Source organism: Paenibacillus glacialis, assembly GCF_001637205.1.
GTDB lineage: Bacteria > Bacillota > Bacilli > Paenibacillales > Paenibacillaceae > Paenibacillus_AQ > Paenibacillus_AQ glacialis.
Map to the genome: position 1 here is coordinate 97,267 of NZ_LVJH01000006.1, position 18,285 is coordinate 115,551.

12 protein-coding genes are annotated in these 18,285 nt (G+C 39.8%); 2 read left to right on the forward strand and 10 right to left on the reverse strand.

Features of this window, described 5'->3' with window-relative positions:
* Positions 1-32: 32 nt before the first annotated feature.
* From PGLA_RS04920 to PGLA_RS04940, 5 genes are all read right to left on the reverse strand, one after another.
* Positions 33-3,149, reverse strand: coding sequence for a cyclic peptide export ABC transporter (locus tag PGLA_RS04920; protein WP_068529813.1), 3,117 nt, complete (start codon positions 3,147-3,149; stop codon positions 33-35).
* Positions 3,150-3,168: 19 nt separating this feature from the next.
* Entirely contained in the window at positions 3,169-7,701 is a 4,533-nt protein-coding gene (locus PGLA_RS04925) for a non-ribosomal peptide synthetase (protein WP_068529606.1), read from the reverse strand.
* A gap of 370 nt (positions 7,702-8,071) precedes the next feature.
* Positions 8,072-9,211 carry a toxic anion resistance protein gene (locus PGLA_RS04930; protein ID WP_068529609.1) on the reverse strand — a complete coding sequence of 380 codons (1,140 nt, stop codon included), beginning with the start codon at positions 9,209-9,211 and terminating at the stop codon, positions 8,072-8,074.
* Positions 9,212-9,232: 21 nt separating this feature from the next.
* Positions 9,233-10,921 carry a vWA domain-containing protein gene (locus PGLA_RS04935; protein WP_068529612.1) on the reverse strand — a complete coding sequence of 563 codons (1,689 nt, stop codon included), beginning with the start codon at positions 10,919-10,921 and terminating at the stop codon, positions 9,233-9,235.
* Positions 10,922-10,933: 12 nt separating this feature from the next.
* Positions 10,934-11,671: a hypothetical protein gene (locus PGLA_RS04940; protein ID WP_145939484.1), complete on the reverse strand. Its 738-nt coding sequence runs from the start codon at positions 11,669-11,671 to the stop codon at positions 10,934-10,936.
* A 282-nt stretch (positions 11,672-11,953) separates the two neighbouring features.
* Here PGLA_RS04940 and PGLA_RS04945 point away from each other — a divergent pair, with 282 nt between their 5' ends.
* Positions 11,954-12,229 (forward strand): hypothetical protein, encoded by a 276-nt coding sequence (locus tag PGLA_RS04945; protein WP_068529617.1) that lies wholly within the window; start codon positions 11,954-11,956, stop codon positions 12,227-12,229.
* A 134-nt stretch (positions 12,230-12,363) separates the two neighbouring features.
* On the opposite strand, the gene PGLA_RS04950 is transcribed toward PGLA_RS04945, so the two are convergent.
* On the reverse strand, positions 12,364-13,920 hold the full coding sequence (locus tag PGLA_RS04950) for an ABC-F family ATP-binding cassette domain-containing protein (RefSeq protein ID WP_068529620.1): 1,557 nt from the start codon (positions 13,918-13,920) through the stop codon (positions 12,364-12,366).
* Positions 13,921-14,198: 278 nt separating this feature from the next.
* On the opposite strand from PGLA_RS04950, the gene PGLA_RS04955 reads away from it, so the two are divergent.
* The gene (locus PGLA_RS04955) at positions 14,199-14,738 is read left to right on the forward strand and encodes an NADPH-dependent FMN reductase (protein WP_068529623.1); all 540 of its coding nucleotides are present in this window, start codon (positions 14,199-14,201) and stop codon (positions 14,736-14,738) included.
* Between the two features lie 261 nt (positions 14,739-14,999).
* Here PGLA_RS04955 and PGLA_RS04960 read toward each other — a convergent pair whose 3' ends face one another.
* The 4 genes from PGLA_RS04960 to PGLA_RS04975 form a co-directional block, all read right to left on the reverse strand.
* Positions 15,000-15,566 (reverse strand): NADPH-dependent FMN reductase, encoded by a 567-nt coding sequence (locus tag PGLA_RS04960; RefSeq protein ID WP_068529625.1) that lies wholly within the window; start codon positions 15,564-15,566, stop codon positions 15,000-15,002.
* 116 nt (positions 15,567-15,682) lie between these two features.
* Entirely contained in the window at positions 15,683-16,738 is a 1,056-nt protein-coding gene (locus PGLA_RS04965; RefSeq protein ID WP_068529627.1) for an LLM class flavin-dependent oxidoreductase, read from the reverse strand.
* Between the two features lie 20 nt (positions 16,739-16,758).
* Positions 16,759-17,700, reverse strand: coding sequence for a ring-cleaving dioxygenase (locus PGLA_RS04970; RefSeq protein ID WP_068529629.1), 942 nt, complete (start codon positions 17,698-17,700; stop codon positions 16,759-16,761).
* Between the two features lie 52 nt (positions 17,701-17,752).
* Positions 17,753-18,196, reverse strand: a complete 444-nt coding sequence (locus PGLA_RS04975; RefSeq protein ID WP_068529631.1) for a MarR family winged helix-turn-helix transcriptional regulator — start codon at positions 18,194-18,196, stop codon at positions 17,753-17,755.
* Between the last annotated feature and the right edge of the window lie 89 nt (positions 18,197-18,285).

Sequence of the window (18,285 nt, forward strand, 5' to 3'; positions counted from 1 at the left end):
CCTCTCGTATTTCTATTAGTACCCTTATTGAGCTATTCAGACGCTTTCTTAGATTCGTCCGAGTCAACAAGATGGCCCAGATCCAATTTAATCATTTTATCTGCAAGTGAAAAATACATATCATCATGCGTTATCGCAATGACTAGCTTGCCGCGTTTTCGCATTTCGGGAAGCAAATCATGGTAGAAAAATTTACGGAATTCCGGATCTTGGTCTGCAGCCCATTCATCGAACAGACAAATCGGACGATCCTCCAAATAACTGATGAGCAAGGCTAACCGTTTTCTTTGGCCTGTGGACAATTGAGCCCCTTTGAGTACGCCATCCTCAATCTTTATTTTCTCATCCAACTTTAATAGTTTTAGATACGTCTGAATGTCTTGTTCCTTGTTCTTATAATCAATACCATACAATCGGTCAAACAAATGGAAATCGGCAAACACGGTAGAATAGTATTCGCTTAACTCTTCGGCTTCTATGACTTGGCTATTGAGTAAAATCTGGCCTGCATCCGGCCGATATAACGTCGTCATTAACTTAGCGAGCGTTGACTTTCCGCTACCATTCCCCCCTGTAATAAATACAATTTCACCTGATTTAAACGTATTTGAGAACGGTCCGAAGAAAAATTCACCATGTTCATTTTTGTAATGATACTCAACGTTGCGTAATTCCAATTGAATTTCTTCCTCTTCACTGGTAGCAGCTAAGCTATCATCACTTTTCCTAGCTACCGACTGTAAGGTCTCCGACATCGCGTCAATACGCTTCCAACTGATGCGTACCATTGTGAACTCAGGAATGGCTTGCAAAAGGATCATGATTGGCCCTGCCATATAAATGAATACAAATACGTAGTCGCGAATAAACGAATAGTTATCTGGAAAAATCAAGGGGAACATGAATGCAATAAGTCCGAGAACCAATACAAAAATTAATTCTCCTGCAATAAAAACGCCAGCAAATTTAATATCGCCTTGAGCTCGTTTCACTCTGTATTCATCGCAGCTTTCCACAATGTCTGATTGAAATGCGCGTCTTTTACTGCGATTCAGCGAGAGTTCCTTAAACCCATACATCAGATCAGTGATATATTTAAAAAAGACATTTTGAATATCACGTGTCTGCTCCCAAAGTTTGTTGGCACTTTTTCCAATTAAAAAGAAGACACCGGCTGCCAACACTACGATACCAAATGTAACCAAGGCCCCATAAATATTCATCGTACCTAGATATATAAAGCAGAAAATTAACGTGATCGCGCTTGTTACACCGCCAACAATCAAATTCACGATCCGGCTGATCATTTCCGTATCATTATTGAGACAGGATTGAATATTTTCATGCTTGATTTTTTCCAAATCCTGATAGCTCGTCCGTAAAATATTAGAAATCAATTCCGTCCGTTTCTTATAGATAATATTGTTGGAAAGCTTAATTAACTGCGGTCGAATGATTCGTTGTCCCGCCACATACAGTACAAGCCCCATTACAAAGTAAATAAACAAAATATTGGTACTGTTATCTGCACGATTAAAGCCAAGCGTGGACGTTCGACTCACGACATCATTTACAGTGAATACCACAAGCGCATTACCGAAACCGCTGAGTATACTTAAAATTGCCAAATTAAAATAAGAAGTCTTTTCATGCTTGGGGAATATGAAGTTCAGTACGTAATACACTAAAAATAATCCTCCGGCTGCGATCACTGCATAGGTAGCTAGCATAATCGTATCCGGCCCATAAACCTTAACAGCTTGCCAGTTATATCCGAAAATATAAATGTAGGGAACATAATAAATGCATAAATAAAATCCTGCGATGACGGGTAGAAGCAGTAGTAATCCCATAACATTTTTAATGGATAGCTTGGCATATCTCCTTGTTTTACGTAAAGTCTGCACCACTAAGGCGATATTCAAATAGAGCAGAACAGCGACCAATGGAACGAATAAACTCAAGATGAACGTACTTACTCTATCCAAACGTTGATAATTGTCAGAGTAAGGGATAATGACATCTTCCGTGTTCATGAGGATATTCATGATTTCTCTACTTATTTTTTGCGGTGTATACGAATTCAGATTGGCCAGCACGGCTACTCCGTACTGTTCACCTGGGCGAATGACGACACTGGAGAAATAGTTAGGATTACTTCCATCATGGAATAGTTCTCCTCCGCCCTGCTGCACCACATTCCAACCCATGGCATAGGAAGTACCATCTACAAACGGGGCAACTGTTCGGTTAGCTATTTGCGATTCTTTCGTCAGTTGCATATATTTCGAATCGACTTGAGCGGTCCCTAATTGAACTTTGAGCCATTGCCCCATATCCGTGCTGCTTGTAATGATATAACCAGCAGGTATGTTGCCTCCGAACATTGGAGCATCGTAACTCTTCGTAGAGCCTAACCAAAACTTATACCCTGTTGAAAATAACGCTGGTGGAACCTCGTTTCGACCGATATACGTTTGTTTTAAACCGAGTGGGCTCAAGATTTTTGCTTTCATAAATTCTTCATAACTCTGCCCAGTAACTTGTTGAATAATCAATGCAAGTACATCGTAATTAATGGTTGAATATATAAAGCGATCTCCAGGTGGATATTTCAATTCTCTGTCTACTAAAATGCGAACCGTGTCTTCTATTGCTCTTTCACCGCTAATCTCTGGGAGCTCCCCGAGAATACTAGTCGGAATTTCACTGGTGTGGTGTAACAGATTTCGTAAGGTGATGACAGCTTCTTTTCCTTTATAGTTCAGCTTGAGCCAAGGTAAATAAGTAGTGACCGGATCATCCAAATCAATAAGACCCTGATCCCGTAAATAAAGAATACCTAACGCGGTATAAGTTTTACTCGTGGAGCCTAGCTCATAAAGTGTGTTTGGACTCGCTGGTTTTTTGGACTGCACATCCGCATAACCAAAGGCTTTGTTGTACACGATCTCGCTACCTTTTACAACAACAACGGAAACCCCGGGGATTTTGCTTCGATCCATATTTTTCTGAATAACCGTATCAATTTTTTCACTCTCCGTCTCTGCAGACGATGATGCATCAGCTTGTCTGTATGGTACAAAAGAGACAGTAAAGCACAAGAGGCTGAGAAAGATAATTACTAGCGTATTTGTAATTTTTTTCATATTCACTACCTCTTCCTTGTTATTCAAAAAGCATTTCGATCTCCGACTGTAGCAAAGATGCAGTGTCAAAATCGGATGGCGTGAATTGCTTTTTAGCATCGTAAACGCAGTAATGGATCAATTCGCTAAGCGTCTTTGTAAAATGCGTCAAAAATCTCTCAATTTCGTTCATCTCGTGTGAAGCTGCATCGTATGTCACTGTAATTTGTAAACTTCCGTCGATGACAGCAGCGATAATATCCAAAGCACAGGAGAGTCTATTCTCAGGCGCATGATCCGCACCCGAATCATCTTGTAGCAATTGGAATAGATGATTGTCAAATCCGTTATCCATTTGGCCCAAGTAATTAAAACGAATCGCCGATCTCCCTTGCGATTGTGGCAGAGACTGGCTGATATATCGTAAGATTCCATAGCCAATTCCCTTATGGGGAATCGTTCGAAGCTGCTCTTTAACACTCTTAATCAAGTCTGCATAATCGTGTCCAGTAAGGTGCAAGAGAACAGGATATAGACTCGTAAACCATCCTAAAGTTCGCGTAAGATCAATGTCGTCACTTAGCTCTTCTCGCCCATGCCCTTCTAACTCAAGAACGATATTTTCTCTTTGCGTCAGGTTTCTTACAGCAAGTCCTAGCGTTAGCACTAATAAATCATTAGCCTCTGTTCGATATGCTGTATTGGCCTCAGTGAGCAGTAACCGTGTCTCTTCCACTTCCAGTTGAGCATGAATCATATGCTGCTGAGACGGTAGACTATTCGATATGGAATTGTCCTTATACATAGCCGTAAATTCATTCCCGTTCTCTATGACCTTTCTCCAGTAGGATAGCTCCTTCAAGCCCTCTTCCTTACCATACGCTTGCAGGAACTCCGCCCATACCTGATAAGAATGGGTTTTCTGTGGTAGCTGGAGCTTTCCAGTGTGTCTAAACTGGTCTGCAAGCAGTGTGAAATCGTCCAGTAAAATCCGCCATGAAACGGCATCGATGACGAGATGATGCGCTGTTAAAAGAAGTGTTCTGCCACCTAACGTATCGGTCACAAATAAGCAGGCACGGAACAAAGGATCATTTTCTATATTGAATTGTGATTTGATCCGATATCCATGCTCGATCATTTTTTCTTGTTGCTGCTTATTCGTAAAGCCTGTCAAATCTATCTCTTCCACTAGATCAAGAGCCTGCAGATGACTCGAATTATAAAATAGGGTTCTTGACTCACGTCGATAATTGATCCGTAACGAATCATGATGAGCTATTAACTCATTTACAATTAATTTAACTTCTCGCAAATGCATAGGCTGCTTGAGCTTAAGAAGTACGGATTGATGCCAATGATCCTCTTTAGTAAATGCTTGTTCAAAAAACCATGAAGTAATGGGCAATGCTGATATGTCACCTTCTGCAGGTTTTTGCTGAATCTGCATTTGACTTGACTTATCGTGAAAACTCAACACAGCTGCCAGCTCGAATAAAACCGGAAGAGCTAGTATGTCTTTGACCTTCACTTTCAGACCTGCTTCATTTAATTTAGCAGCAATTTGGATCGCTTTAATGGAATCGCCACCCATGTGATAGAAATTATGTCTGCGTCCGATTCTATTTACATTCAGAATCGTTTGGTACGTTTGGATAAGCACTTCTTCTATAACATTGATAGGTTGATCAGCGGTCTCAGGAAGAACATCTTTTTTAATAACCTCTGGGAGCTTGGTTCTATCTACCTTCCCGTTCGGCGTCAAAGGGATCTGATCAACCCTCACAAAATATGTAGGTACCATATAGCCAGGCAACCTACTTAGTAAAGATCCTCGCAGTTCGCCTTCGCTTATCTCCCGGTCAGCGATATAATAAGCGCATAAATAGGTCGAACCGTCTTCTTGCGTTCGATCAATTACTACAGCATCATACACCCCCATTTCGTCAATGATTTGGCTTTCTATTTCTCCAAGCTCAATTCGAAATCCCCTTATCTTGACCTGATTATCTATTCGGCCTAGATAATCCATCTGTCCACTAGAGTTATAGCGAACCAAATCGCCGGTTCTATACAATCGAGTATCCGTTACAAACGGATTCGGCAAAAATCGATCCTGAGTCATATCTTGTCGGTTGCGGTAGCCTCTAGCCACCCCATCTCCTGAAATGTATAACTCCCCTATAGCCCCTTCTGGCAGCAGGTTCAACTGTTCATCCAATATATAGAGTTGAACATTATCCGCAGGTTTACCGATGGGTACCGATCCCGAAAGATCTTGATTCGTGTCATACCGATAAATCATGCATCCGACAACGGTCTCCGTCGGACCATATTCATTATAAATTTCAATGTTCCCACCAAAACTGTTATATGTGCTTCGGGCTAAGCTCGCCTTTAAATCTTCTCCGCCCACAATGAAGCGTCTAACGACACTCTCTTTAAGATCCAGATCCTTCAATAATGTCAGATGAGAAGGCGTCAATTTAATAATATGCGAGTTGTTCTCCTCTAAAATCCGATATAGTACAAATTCCGATTGTTCACTTGCATAAATATTAATTCGATTTCCGTTGATCAGTGGTATGAACACAGATGTCACTGTCAGATCGAATGAAAGCGATGAATACAGTGCAAAAGCTTCAGACTGTTCGCGAATATACATCTTTCGTGCCCACCATATGTAATTGACAAGACCTTGTTGTTCGATCATGACACCTTTCGGCTTCCCAGTTGAACCAGAGGTGTAAATGAGGTAAACAAGATCATCCGTTGCATTAATTGCTTGCAAATTGGTTACATCACCCTCATAAAGCCTTAAGTCTCTTAGGTCGATGATCTTACCATTAAATAGACTCTCTTCAGGAACGGACACGTTGGTCAACAACAAATGCGCTCCAGAATCCTCCAAAATGTACTGAATTCGTTCCATAGGATAATCTGGATCAACAGGAACATAAGCGCCTCCTGCTTTTAGAACGGCTAATATGCCGATGATAACTTCCGGAGAATGAGAGACCATCATGGCAACAATCGTATTACGACCTACGCCAAGTTCTCTCAACTTTCTGGCCAATCGATTACTCTGTTGGTTCAGCTCCCTATAAGTAAGCTGCTTAGATTCAAAGCAAATGGCGATATGGTCTGGCGTTCGTTCTACCTGATCCTCAATTAATTGATGAATGAGTTTGTTTGTAGGGTAGTTTGCTGAAGTAGCATTCCATTCATTTAACAGGCGATCTTTTTCTAGCGAGGACACAACCGAAATATCAGTAATCTTCTGCAACGGGTCCGCGATGATTAATTCGATGACATGGTAGAGTCTACTGAACATCCGCTCGATCTGCTCATTTGTATATGCACTAATCTTATAATCACAATTGATCATTAAAGAGCCATCGGCAGCCCAATCTTTAATAACCATTTGCAATGCATACAATTGACTTCCGGCATAGAGCTCTGTCGTTTCAATCGAATCTCCTTCAATTTCCGTAACTAGCTTCGTATTATAATAATTAACACAAAAATCGAATAGATTTTGGCTACTAGCCTTTTTCATCTCAAGATCTCGCACTAGAAGGTCATATGGATATTTTTGATGATAATAGCATTTCGACAGATCTTCATTTACATATTTCAACAAGTCTATTATCGTCATTTGATCTTCTATCTGTATCCGATAGGGCATCGTAGACGTAAACATGCCGAACATTTCTTTTTCTTTCTTCCCCGATCTATTCAATACAGGTGTTCCGATGACGATATCCTTCTGACGCTCGACTTTATGTAAATAAAGAACAACCACAGAAACAAAAAAAGTATTTAGAGAACAGCCCATTTCTCCTACAAATGTCTTTATCGTTTGGCTTAATGCAGGATCCAACCAATAGGTAGTTCGCTTCCCTTCTATTTCATTACTCGATCCTTCTAAATTGTTTTCAGGCAATGTACGAAATTTATCGAGCCAAAACGTTTTGTTTTTCAAAAACCGGGCTGATTCCAAATACTTCTGCTCACTAGTAATAAAATCCACATAAGAATTCGACTTTATTGGCGGCAAATCTTTGGTTTGAATGATATGTGCATACAAATCCCAAATTGAATTAATCATGCTCCCAATCGACCAACCATCCGCTATCAAATGGTGGAACTTAAACATATATCCTGACTCATTTATACTCAGTTTCACAAGAGCAAAATAAAACAAAGGGCTGTTCTCAAAATCAAATGTTTGTTGTGCACATTGTTCGTACCAAGTATTGAACGCTTCTTGTGGTTGCGCACTTTCGCTAAAATCAATCATTTCCACTGAAAAAGGTTCAAATTTTCTGATATATTGATAGACTTCGTTCTGATGCTCAATAAAACGAGTACGAGTGCTATCTTGTTCACGAATATAGGTAAGAATGGCTTTCTCCAACGCATCAAAATGAACTGTTTTCTTTTTAAAAGAAACAGCCGTTAAATGATATAAAGAAGTGCCTGGATGAATTTTCTCTACCACCCAAATTCGTTTTTGAGGATGCGATAAAGAAAATGTTTCCACAGGCTGATCCAAGTTAAAACCGCTCATATTTAGCTCCCTCTTTGGCTATTCGTCTCCAAATCTACTTTTTAATACAATAAACTATTAGATTGGTAACGCTGGAATCAATTAAATACATTGTATATTTATACCAAACATTCAGAAAGGGATAAATATATCAACAAAAAAGGGATACAATATATTTATCATTTAAAATTTTATTGAAAATTTTAGGATAAAAAAGACTATTTTGTATTTTTATGCGATTTATAATTTATATATTGTCGAAACCCTCCCTTAAGAACGAGTATTAAGAAATAAAGAAAAGCCACTCGGATTAATCCGGCAGCTTTTCTCTAATGTTATTCCTATTAATTGCCAAACTGTAGACTTGAAATTTGCATTCCCAAGAATCTGATTACAGTCCCAACTTATGACCTTTCTCCAGACGTTGAATCTGCTTCTCACCACTATCAGCCAATTCCTTGAACTGATTGATTGTGTCACGCATTCTAGGAAGGGCTTCCTGCTTATAGGTGCTAATAGAATCCAGTGCTGACAATACATCAGTAAATGCTTGTTTCATGGTGTCAACCGAAATACTAGCTTCAAGAGATTGCTTTTGGATCTCAACGCCTTGATTTTTCAACATTTTGGAGGTGCCAGCGATTAGATCATTCGTGGTCTGGTTTAAGAGTTCGATCTTTTTCAAGACAATCTTTTGATTGTAGAGCGCACTTGCTACAGTTACGGAAATCTTCAACGCCGAAATGGTAACATTCTTAGCTCTATCTACCCCACGAATCAGTTCTTTGTTGTTTCTAATTACCACTTCGATGGCCATAATCCCCTGTTGGTTGACTACTAACATCTGCTGTAGGTCCATCACTCGCTGACGCAGAGGGAATAATACTTCTTCGGTGATGAAACGGATCTTATCAGGGTCTTCATTACGAAGTTTGGCTGCTTCAATCTGCGACTCGATGGATTCGTCCATCAATACACCAAGTTGAATTTCCTTTTGGAGCTTTTTAGTTAAATCTCGAAGATTCTGTTGCTCAATCTCCAATGTGGTGTTGTCGTTCTTAAGGGTAGACTTACCCTTATCTAAAGAAACAACAATATCCGCAATCACAACATCAGCCTTTTGATACTTAAGAAAGTACGCTCTTAGCGGATTGAATAGCTTGCCAAGGAATCCTCTTTTAGCAAAGTCTATAGCGCTCGGGTCTAAATCTTTCAGTTGAATGTGTAGTTCAGATAGCCCCTTTGCTACTTGACCACCCTCATCTCCCGTCTTGGAAAGATTCCCAACGGAAACTTGAAGCAAAGTATTCTTATCTGAGGATGATTTCATTGTATTTATACCGAACGTGTCAATGGATTGCAGTATTTCTTTCCGTTTCTCAAGCGACTCGAAATCGAGTGCCATGATCGTTGCGACATTGGATTCTGCTACTTCTTTAAGTTGTGCCACTTCCTCGGGAACGGGCTTAACCTGTTCTTCGATAGCAACCTGAATCTCTTCTTTACTTGGTATTTCCATTGTGAATGACATGTTAACCCTCCCTGGTATACGTTACATTTGAACGTTAAACAAGTTACCAATCTTGTAGACAACATCATCTGTATCTGCGTTAATACTAGCGGCCTCATTGATACTCGAAATACTTTGAAGCGCCTTAATATTGGCATTATATCCGATCGTATAAATTGGAATCTTGTAGGTCTCAATTAATCCCTTGATGTCCTTGAGTGAATAACCCTCATTCGTTTCGCCATCGCTTAATACAAAGATGATAGGCTTACTATTCGGGTTACGTACTAACTCATCTTGAAGTAATTTCAGAGCGACAACGATACCATCAAAAGTAGCCGTTCCTCCAGTGGCCTGAAGGCTGTTCACCGCACCAACAAACATGGACTGCTGGTTCGTGTCGTACCTCCCAATAGGGAGATTAATGGTTACACCACTCGAATAGGAAACAAGGCCGATACTGTTATCTTTCCCTAGGTACTTTTGACCCTTTAACAAGGATTCTTTCAAGCGATTAAGGGGTTCACCTGCCATGCTACCCGAAACATCGGTTACGAACACAGCCGCAATTGGTTTACTTCCGTTCTTCTTTTCTTTCCATAACTTTTGTGCCGCAGGTAGAAGACTACCATCGACGACGCCAACTTCCGACTTATAATCATCGAGATGATTGAAGCCTTTTTCTTTCGCTAGGTTCTGGTATTGTGCTTGCTCGACGAACTCAGCAAACTTGACTATGATGTCTAACTTATCTTGAGGTACATCACCTAATGCATATAACGGACTGTCATGCCTTACACCAAAAGGCGTAAAAACATAAGCATCCTTTAAGTCTGCAGCATTTATATAGGTTTGGTACTCTAATACGAACCCGTCTAGCATTCCAGACTTCGCCGCATCACGCATTTGTATCGTTGTAGATGCAATAAAAGGGACATTGGCTTGAAACTTTTCAAACCCCTGAACGGCCTTATCTCCTAAAATATTAGTGCTATCGAACGTACTGAGGGCTGTTACAAGAAAGTTTAAGCCCGTGGAACTAGCGAATGGATCCGTATACCCCATAGAGAACTCGTTATTAGCAATCGCTTCGGTAACTGTTTTGACATTTACGGACCCGTACTTATCTACTAGGGCATCGTGCTTAGCCTTTGCTATAACAATCCCAGGAACATTCCCAACGAGACGCTTAGATACAACCTGAGTCTTAACACCATTCGCATTTACCATCTCACCCCATAGCTCGTTAGAAGGTGTGAAAGCGTCTGGTACATACTTACCGGATTTAATATAATCAGCGGCTGTACCGGAAGCAATATTCCGAATCTTAACGGAAGCTGGTTCACCGTTTACAACGATATTAGCTTTGTTGAACTCAGTCGCAACCTCAGTCAACCAACCATCGATACCCGTACCCGATTTCTCTGTAGAAGAGAAAATTTCTACAAAATGATCAGTCGCGTTATCTACCGTTATCGGGAATTTTGAAATATCCGGCAATGACTCAGCAACATCAGCAGGGTTAAGGTCGATTTGACCTTTTACCGGTGTCTCCGTATTAATTGAGATATTGGAGTAAAGCTTGCTTAATTGCTTACCTGCATCTTCCGAAGTGATCTGTGTATTGGTCTTACCCAAATCTGAGGTCAGATTCACCCCGAAATACACTAGGGCGAATACTAATACCACGAGAAAACCTGAAATTAGGAAAAATTTACTCTTCTTTGCCATACTTTGCACCTCTCACTGTTTATAATATTTGGTTTGCTTGATCAATGAATCTATTTCCTGCATACAAGGCATATTCTCAATATCCCCCGGCTCAAAACTATCTAAGCGAGATATTTCTAGCAGTAATTTATCTAGCTTCAACAATATTTCCTCGTTACTGTCTAGAGAACTTTTCAAGAAAGACAGATACTCGTTGTACATGGTTGTCTTTTCTTGAAGAAGTTCCTGAGAAAACCGAGTTGATTTGTTACTCATGACTCTCAGGAACTCCGACTCGTCAAAAACATTGAGCCTATTGAGGATACTCCTGACATTAAGGTAAAATAGCTTTTCTACCTCCTGAACGACGGAAGCAAACTTCTTGTAACTTAACTCAGTTGGTTCAAATCTCTGATTGAGGACAATTAATAAGGTATCCTTCCTCTTTGTGATTCGATCCAACTGTTCTAAGGCAAGAGAAATATCATTTCCTAGTGTCTTTACCCGACGGTAGTGATTCAAAGCCTCCACGTAGTCCTCATGTGTTTTGATCTGTTTGACAGGCAAAACAACGGGCTGCTTAAACAACAGGGCATAACTCCCGTAAAGCAACACAAGCGCACTTGCGAACAACAATGTAACTCCAATCGCAGTTGTAAGAGGACTGCCGCCTATCTTAACCCCTAAAAATCCGGGTGAGAGCACTAGGATATTCACAACCACTACACCAATAATAATTCCGAATAGTTTTATGTATTTTGTAACAGTCAATACCTGAACCTCCTCTACCTCCATTATCAATACGCAATTGATAAATAGGTGATTCTCAAGTTGATGTAAAAGTTTTGCTTTAAGACCTATTAATGCTTCTTTTGTACTGATCGCTTGCGATTATTCCTTGTTATCCGTTGTGTGTACATGTCGTACAGGCATAGCTCTAGCTTGTTTTTATGCATAATGACACTATAACATGAAAATTTTACCATGTGTCACAATTTCGTTACAACCTTTTCAAATATATGGTGTTTTATATGCTGAAGGGAAGTGTGTATAGTGACTGCATTAAAACAAAGTGGGAAATACGAAGAAATCAAACAAATACATACCGATTTGTGGAATGAATTATCCTCGCTAGATGAAAGTGAATCCGAAAAATTGCTCAATCGTTTCTTAGGTCAAGTTAAGTTATTACATATTAAAAAGAAGTCATATCAGGAATTAAGAAATACTGTAAGATCACCTTGGCTTTATGTAGCTCTTATGATAGGTATTTCACTTCCTATTATGATATATATGTTGTTTATTTGGATTTCCCTCGTAGTAGAATAACTTAGTATACTATTCATTTAATATCGTAGATATTTCCCCCAAATCCCTCCATTTAATGTTTTTGAAAAACAATAAAAAAAGCCCATGGACTTCTAACATATTCGTTAGTACCCCATAGGCTTGTTCATTGTTATTTAAAATACTTTCGTCGTCCAAGATTCGCAGTTCCAGATATCTGTTGCAATATCTTGATAAAATTCAGGTTCGTGAGAAATCATCAGGATAGTTCCCTTGTATGCTTTAAGAGCACGCTTAAGTTCTTCCTTCGCATCTATATCCAAGTGGTTCGTAGGTTCATCTAATACAAGTATATTCGTCTCCGTATTAATGAGTTTACATAGACGCACTTTTGCTTTTTCTCCACCACTCAGAACTGCGATCTTACTCTCAATATGTTTCGTAGTCAGCCCGCATTTCGCAAGGGCAGCACGTACTTCATATTGTGAAAGAGACGGGAACGTTTCCCATATCTCCTCGATACAGGTATTATAATTGCCTTCTTTCATCTCTTGCTCAAAATAACCAATCTCCTGGTTATAGCCAAGCTCTATTGAACCAGACAATGCAGGAATTTCACCGAGAATACTACGCAACAAAGTCGTTTTCCCAATCCCGTTAGCACCAACAAGCGCAATCTTTTGTCCACGTTCCATGATCAAATCCAATGGACGAGATAATGGCTCCTCATAACCGATAACAAGACCTTTGGCTTCAAAAATAACTTTTCCGGCTGTTTTGCCATCCTTGAAATTAAATTGCGGCTTCGGTTTGTCCTTCGAAAGCTCAATGACATCCATCTTGTCGAGTTTCTTTTGTCTGGACATAGCCATATTACGGGTAGCCACACTCGCTTTGTTACGAGCAACGAAATCTTTCAGCTCTGAAATTTCTTGTTGTTGACGGTTAAATGCAGATTCAAGCTGCTGTTTTCTCATTTCATAGACCTGCTGGAATTGTTCATAATCACCAACATAACGAGTCAGCTTTTGATTTTCCATATGATAAATCAGGTTGATGACACTATTCAGGAATGGCATATCATGTGAAATTAGAATAAAGGCATTCTCATACTCTTGCAGATAACGTCTCAGCCATTCAATATGTTGCTCATCCAGATAGTTCGTCGGCTCATCAAGGAGCAAAATGTCTGGTTTCTCTAGCAGCAACTTCGCAAGTAAAATTTTGGTACGTTGTCCTCCACTGAGGTCGTTCACGTCGCGATCTAGTCCAATGTCAGTGATCCCGAGTCCACGTGCCGTCTCTTGCACTTTCGCATCGATCATGTAGAAATCTTGACTCGTTAGCGTATCTTGAATTGTACCTACTTCTTCAAGAAGTTTTTCTAGTTCATCTGGTGTAACATCACCCATTCTGCCATACATTTCGTTCATCTCTTGCTCAAGGTCGAACAAGTATTGGAATGCACTTCGCAATACATCTTGAATCGTTAACCCTTTCGTCAGAACAGCGTGTTGATCAAGATAGCCGACACGCACCCGTTTGGACCATTCTACCTTACCTTCATCGGGTTGTAACTTACCTGTAACAATGTTCATAAAAGTAGATTTACCTTCGCCGTTCGCACCGAATAATCCGATATGCTCGCCTTTAAGAAGACGGAACGCCACATCCTTGAAGATTGCGCGATCTCCAAAGCCATGACTTAATCCTTCAACATTTAATATGCTCATGTATAGACACCTTTTTCATATATTTTTATCGTTATATTATAAGCAGGATTAAGTTAAAACTCAATGGTGAAGAAAATATTCTTCCTCTTTCTTCAATTTAATGACCACTATTCGACAATAACTAACATAAATATAGTTACTTGACAATATACAGGTATTTCGATATTATTATCTCAAGACAAAGATACTTCAAGTGAAGTAATAAAGTATTGGTGGTGTGGTAAATGAGTTTTTGGGGAAAAATATTTGGAAGTACAACTACTAAGGAGGAAACAACAATGTCAAAATTAAATATCGGAATTATCTTAGGAAGTACTCGTCAAGGTCGTGTTAGTCCGCAAGTTGGTGAATGGGTAAAACGTATCGCTGATCAACGTGGAGATGCTAATTATGAAATCGTAGATATCGCAGATTTCAAGCTTCCACTCTTAGGAGAAAGTGATGCTACAGAACAAGCAACAGCTTGGAATACAAAGCTTGCTAGCTTGGACGGCTTCGTATTTATCGTTCAAGAATATAACCATAGCATATCAGCATCCTTGAAAAATGCACTTGATTATGCTCGCGATGCTTGGAACAATAAAGCAGCAGGTATCGTAAGTTATGGTTCTGTAGGTGGTGCTCGTGCAGCTGAACATCTGCGTGGAATCTTGGGTGAATTGTCCGTAGCGGACGTTCGTGTACACCCAGCCTTGTCACTATTCACTGATTTTGAGAACGGATCTGTTTTCAAACCAGCAGATCTACATCTTACCAACGTTAACGGTATGCTTGATCAAGTACTCGCTTGGAGCGGTGCATTGAAAACGTTGCGCTAATATCAACTTCCAACACCTCTTTAATAAGAGGTGTTTTTTTATTTTAGAGAAAAATTGCTACTAACCGCTTCTTACCCGTCGCGGAGATCATTACGCCTGGGGTAATAAACTTATCGATGGGATCTGATCTTTGTACTACTAGAAGTGCGCCATTACTTGATAACAACTATTTAAGAATTAAACAACAAAAAGCAGCCAGAACCTAAGAAATAGATTCTAACTGCCTTATGTTGTTTGACGATCTGATATGATTATTCCTCATTAGAAATCATACTCTGTATCTTTCGCTTTACGAATACCTGTGTATGCTTCCACTAATAACACAGTATCTTCAACTAATCGCTCCATACGGAAAAGCACATCATCATTGATAATTTCTTTTCGGTGGAAATCCTTCTCTTCGATAAATACGTACGTTGGTACAATATGTGCTTTCATATAGGCTAAAATCGGCTTCAACTGTTGTTCCACCATTAGATAATGCCTCGTTGTTCCAGCTGTAACAATCATACTCACCACTTTATCTCGGAACGCGTTGACGGGTAATAGATCGAATATATTTTTTAAAGTTGCTGGAATAGAGGCTTGGAATGTTGGAGTGCCGATAATAATAGCATCTGCTGCCATGATGGTTTCCGTTACAACCTTCGTATCCCCTTCATATTCCATATAATTCCGTCCATCACTAAACACCACTTTATACTCAGCAAGGTCTAGTAATGTAATCTCGGCATCTGGGTATTTTTCACGTACTATTCTGAGGGTATAATCTATCGCTGTTCTTGTTTTAGACCCTACAATAGAACCTGCAATCGCAACAATCTTCATCCTACTCACTCCTTATTTCTTAAAATATAAGATAGTATAAGTTTCACTTAATACTCTTTTCCTTATATTTCTGCTAAAACGGGTGCCGTCCTTGAAAAAGGACGGCGAAGCCGTTTCTACTTGGCTGTATGTTTCTTAATTGCAGGCATAATTTCTGTTGCAATCAACTCAATGTTTTTCGCAATCTTATCGAACGGTACGCCACCGAAATCAATTTGTGCCATAAAGCGCTGTTGACCATACAATTCATATTGGTAGAGCATTTTCTCGATCATTTGTTGTGGACTACCGATCATTAACGCATCCCTATAGTCTGTAGATTGCGCAAATTGTTGTTTGGGATAGCCGCCACCACGTAATGCCTGCATACCTGAATTAATATGTGGATAGTACTCACGAAGTGCATCCTGTGAATTTGCTGCTGTATAAAATAAGCTTGTTGTTGCAATAGGAAGCGTTGCTGGATCAAACCCACGTTGCGCGGCTGTCTCACGATACGCCTCAACGGAACCCTTGAAATTGATAGCAGGTCCTCCAAGCGTTGTCAGCATCATCGGTACCCCTGCAAACCCAGCCTTAATCGCACTAGAAGGTGGACCACCGACAGCACGCCAAATTGGCATATGCCCATGGAGAGGTTGCGGCAAGATGGAAGCATTGTTCAACGGTGCACGGAATTGACCTTCCCATGTTACGGTTTTCTCGTTATTCAACTTCAACAGAAGCTCCATCTTTTCTTCAAATAACTCTTCATAATCATGCACATCATATCCTAGCAGACTATAAGCCCCTATACGTGATCCTCGACCTGCGACAATTTCAGCACGACCTTTGGAGATCAAATCTAATGTGGCGAAATCTTCATACACACGAACAGGATCAGATGTACTTAACACCGTTGCTGAACTAGCTATTTTAATGCTTTTTGTGGCTTGTGCAATTGCACCTAAAATGACCGTGTGTGCCTGTGTTGTAAAATGTGCTTGATGACTTTCACCTACAGCAAATACATCAAGTCCAGCCTGATCAGCTAGCTTACTGGCCTCAATTAACTCTTGAATACGCTGTTCAGGACTAATCATTGTACCGGTATGTGGATTAGCTAAATAATCTCCAATCGAATATAAGCCGAATTCTAGCCCTTTAGTTGTATCAATACGATATTTCTCCATGCTTACTCTCTCCTTTTGATTTAATCCAATGGTGTTAGTATTCCTTCTATTTCTGCACGTCGTTCTTCTAAAAATGGTGGTAAATCTAATCCCAATCCAAGCGCTTCGACCGTTGAATCTTTGGTGAATCCCGGACCATCTGTTGCAATTTCAAATAAAATACCGTTTGATTCACGGAAATATAAGCTTTGGAAGTAGTAACGATCCACAATCCCAGATGAATGGAAGCCACGTTCTTTAACAACTGCATCCCAATAGCGCAACTCTTCTTCGTTCTTAACACGAATGGCTAAATGATGAATACTTCCTTTTCCCGGTTTCTCACTTGGTCCTTCTTGCTGTTTAATGACAATTTCACCAAATGACTTCCCAGCAACGGATTGATAAATGGCTTCGTCATCAGATCGAGATACTTCTATATAACCAAACATGTCCGTTAATGTTTGCGCTAAACGTTCTAAGTGACGAACAGTTATTTCGATCGTTCCCATTCCTAATATACGATGCTGTTGCGGGGCAATGGAGTCTTCCCATGCTGACCATCTTTCAGGAACCTCTTCGCCGTTATTATTTAATATGATCATTCGTAAACCTTCTGTATCTTCAAAATGTAAAGCATCTCTGCCAGCATAACTTGTAATTTCGCCATGCTTTACATCCATTTGTTCAAAACGTTGTTTCCAAAATACTAGACTTTCAAATGACGGAACAAGTAAGCCGATTTGCGTAATTGTATTCGTGCCACGAACTGTACTTCCTACATTTGGTATTTCAAAGAATGACAACTCCGTTCCTGCACTACCTGTTAAATCTCCGTAAAATAGGTGATACATCGTAGGGGAATCTTGATTTACTGTCTTTTTGACTCTGCGTAATCCTAGTACTTTTTGATAAAATTGATTATTGATTTGAGCATTTTTAGTTATCATCGAAATATGGTGATGTCCAGGAATGATATACATTGTGTTTCCTCCCTTTTATAACTTGACTAATCAATTGATTGTGCAAAAAAAATTACTCAGTCGGTAATTCTTTCTTTTGGCTATGTTTATGAACACGTGTCATCAATGTGTATAGTGTTGTTTGTTCTTCTTCATTTAATACATCATCAAAAAATGACGTTTGAAATGCTAACTGTTCAGGCATTGCTTGTTCTAGAATAGCATCCGCTTTCGCTGTGAGACTAATCGTTTTTGTCTTCCAATCTTGCTTACGTACGATATACCCTTCGTTCTCAAGCCGTACAAGCATACGCGAAATACCACCTTGCGTAACCGTCACTTTCTCCGCTAACTCCATTTGCGTCAGTGGCTGATAAATGCGAACTTGCATGAGTACATCAAATTGAGCAGTCGTTAAATCAAAACGTTTCAGAAAGTCATTCGACATCTGGTTACTTTGGTTCGTAAAACGCATTAATCGTAACCAGATTAACGATCCCATCGTATTATTACGCATTCGTTTTCCTCCACATCGCTAAGCTTAATATCACTTTACTACTCAATTGATAAAATAGCAAGCAAAAAAGCTCATAATGCTGTTTCATT

Excerpts from the sequence above, each read along its gene's own strand:
- PGLA_RS04950 (WP_068529620.1), bottom strand. The coding sequence starts at position 13,920 with ATGAGCATATTAAATGTTGAAGGATTAAGTCATGGCTTTGGAGATCGC.
- PGLA_RS04975 (WP_068529631.1), bottom strand. The coding sequence starts at position 18,196 with ATGCGTAATAATACGATGGGATCGTTAATCTGGTTACGATTAATGCGT.
- PGLA_RS04920 (WP_068529813.1), bottom strand. The coding sequence starts at position 3,149 with ATGAAAAAAATTACAAATACGCTAGTAATTATCTTTCTCAGCCTCTTG.
- PGLA_RS04960 (WP_068529625.1), bottom strand. The coding sequence starts at position 15,566 with ATGAAGATTGTTGCGATTGCAGGTTCTATTGTAGGGTCTAAAACAAGA.
- PGLA_RS04965 (WP_068529627.1), bottom strand. The coding sequence starts at position 16,738 with ATGGAGAAATATCGTATTGATACAACTAAAGGGCTAGAATTCGGCTTA.
- PGLA_RS04970 (WP_068529629.1), bottom strand. The coding sequence starts at position 17,700 with ATGTATATCATTCCTGGACATCACCATATTTCGATGATAACTAAAAAT.
- PGLA_RS04935 (WP_068529612.1), bottom strand. The coding sequence starts at position 10,921 with ATGGCAAAGAAGAGTAAATTTTTCCTAATTTCAGGTTTTCTCGTGGTA.
- PGLA_RS04955 (WP_068529623.1), top strand. The coding sequence starts at position 14,199 with ATGTCAAAATTAAATATCGGAATTATCTTAGGAAGTACTCGTCAAGGT.
- PGLA_RS04925 (WP_068529606.1), bottom strand. The coding sequence starts at position 7,701 with ATGAGCGGTTTTAACTTGGATCAGCCTGTGGAAACATTTTCTTTATCG.
- PGLA_RS04930 (WP_068529609.1), bottom strand. The coding sequence starts at position 9,211 with ATGTCATTCACAATGGAAATACCAAGTAAAGAAGAGATTCAGGTTGCT.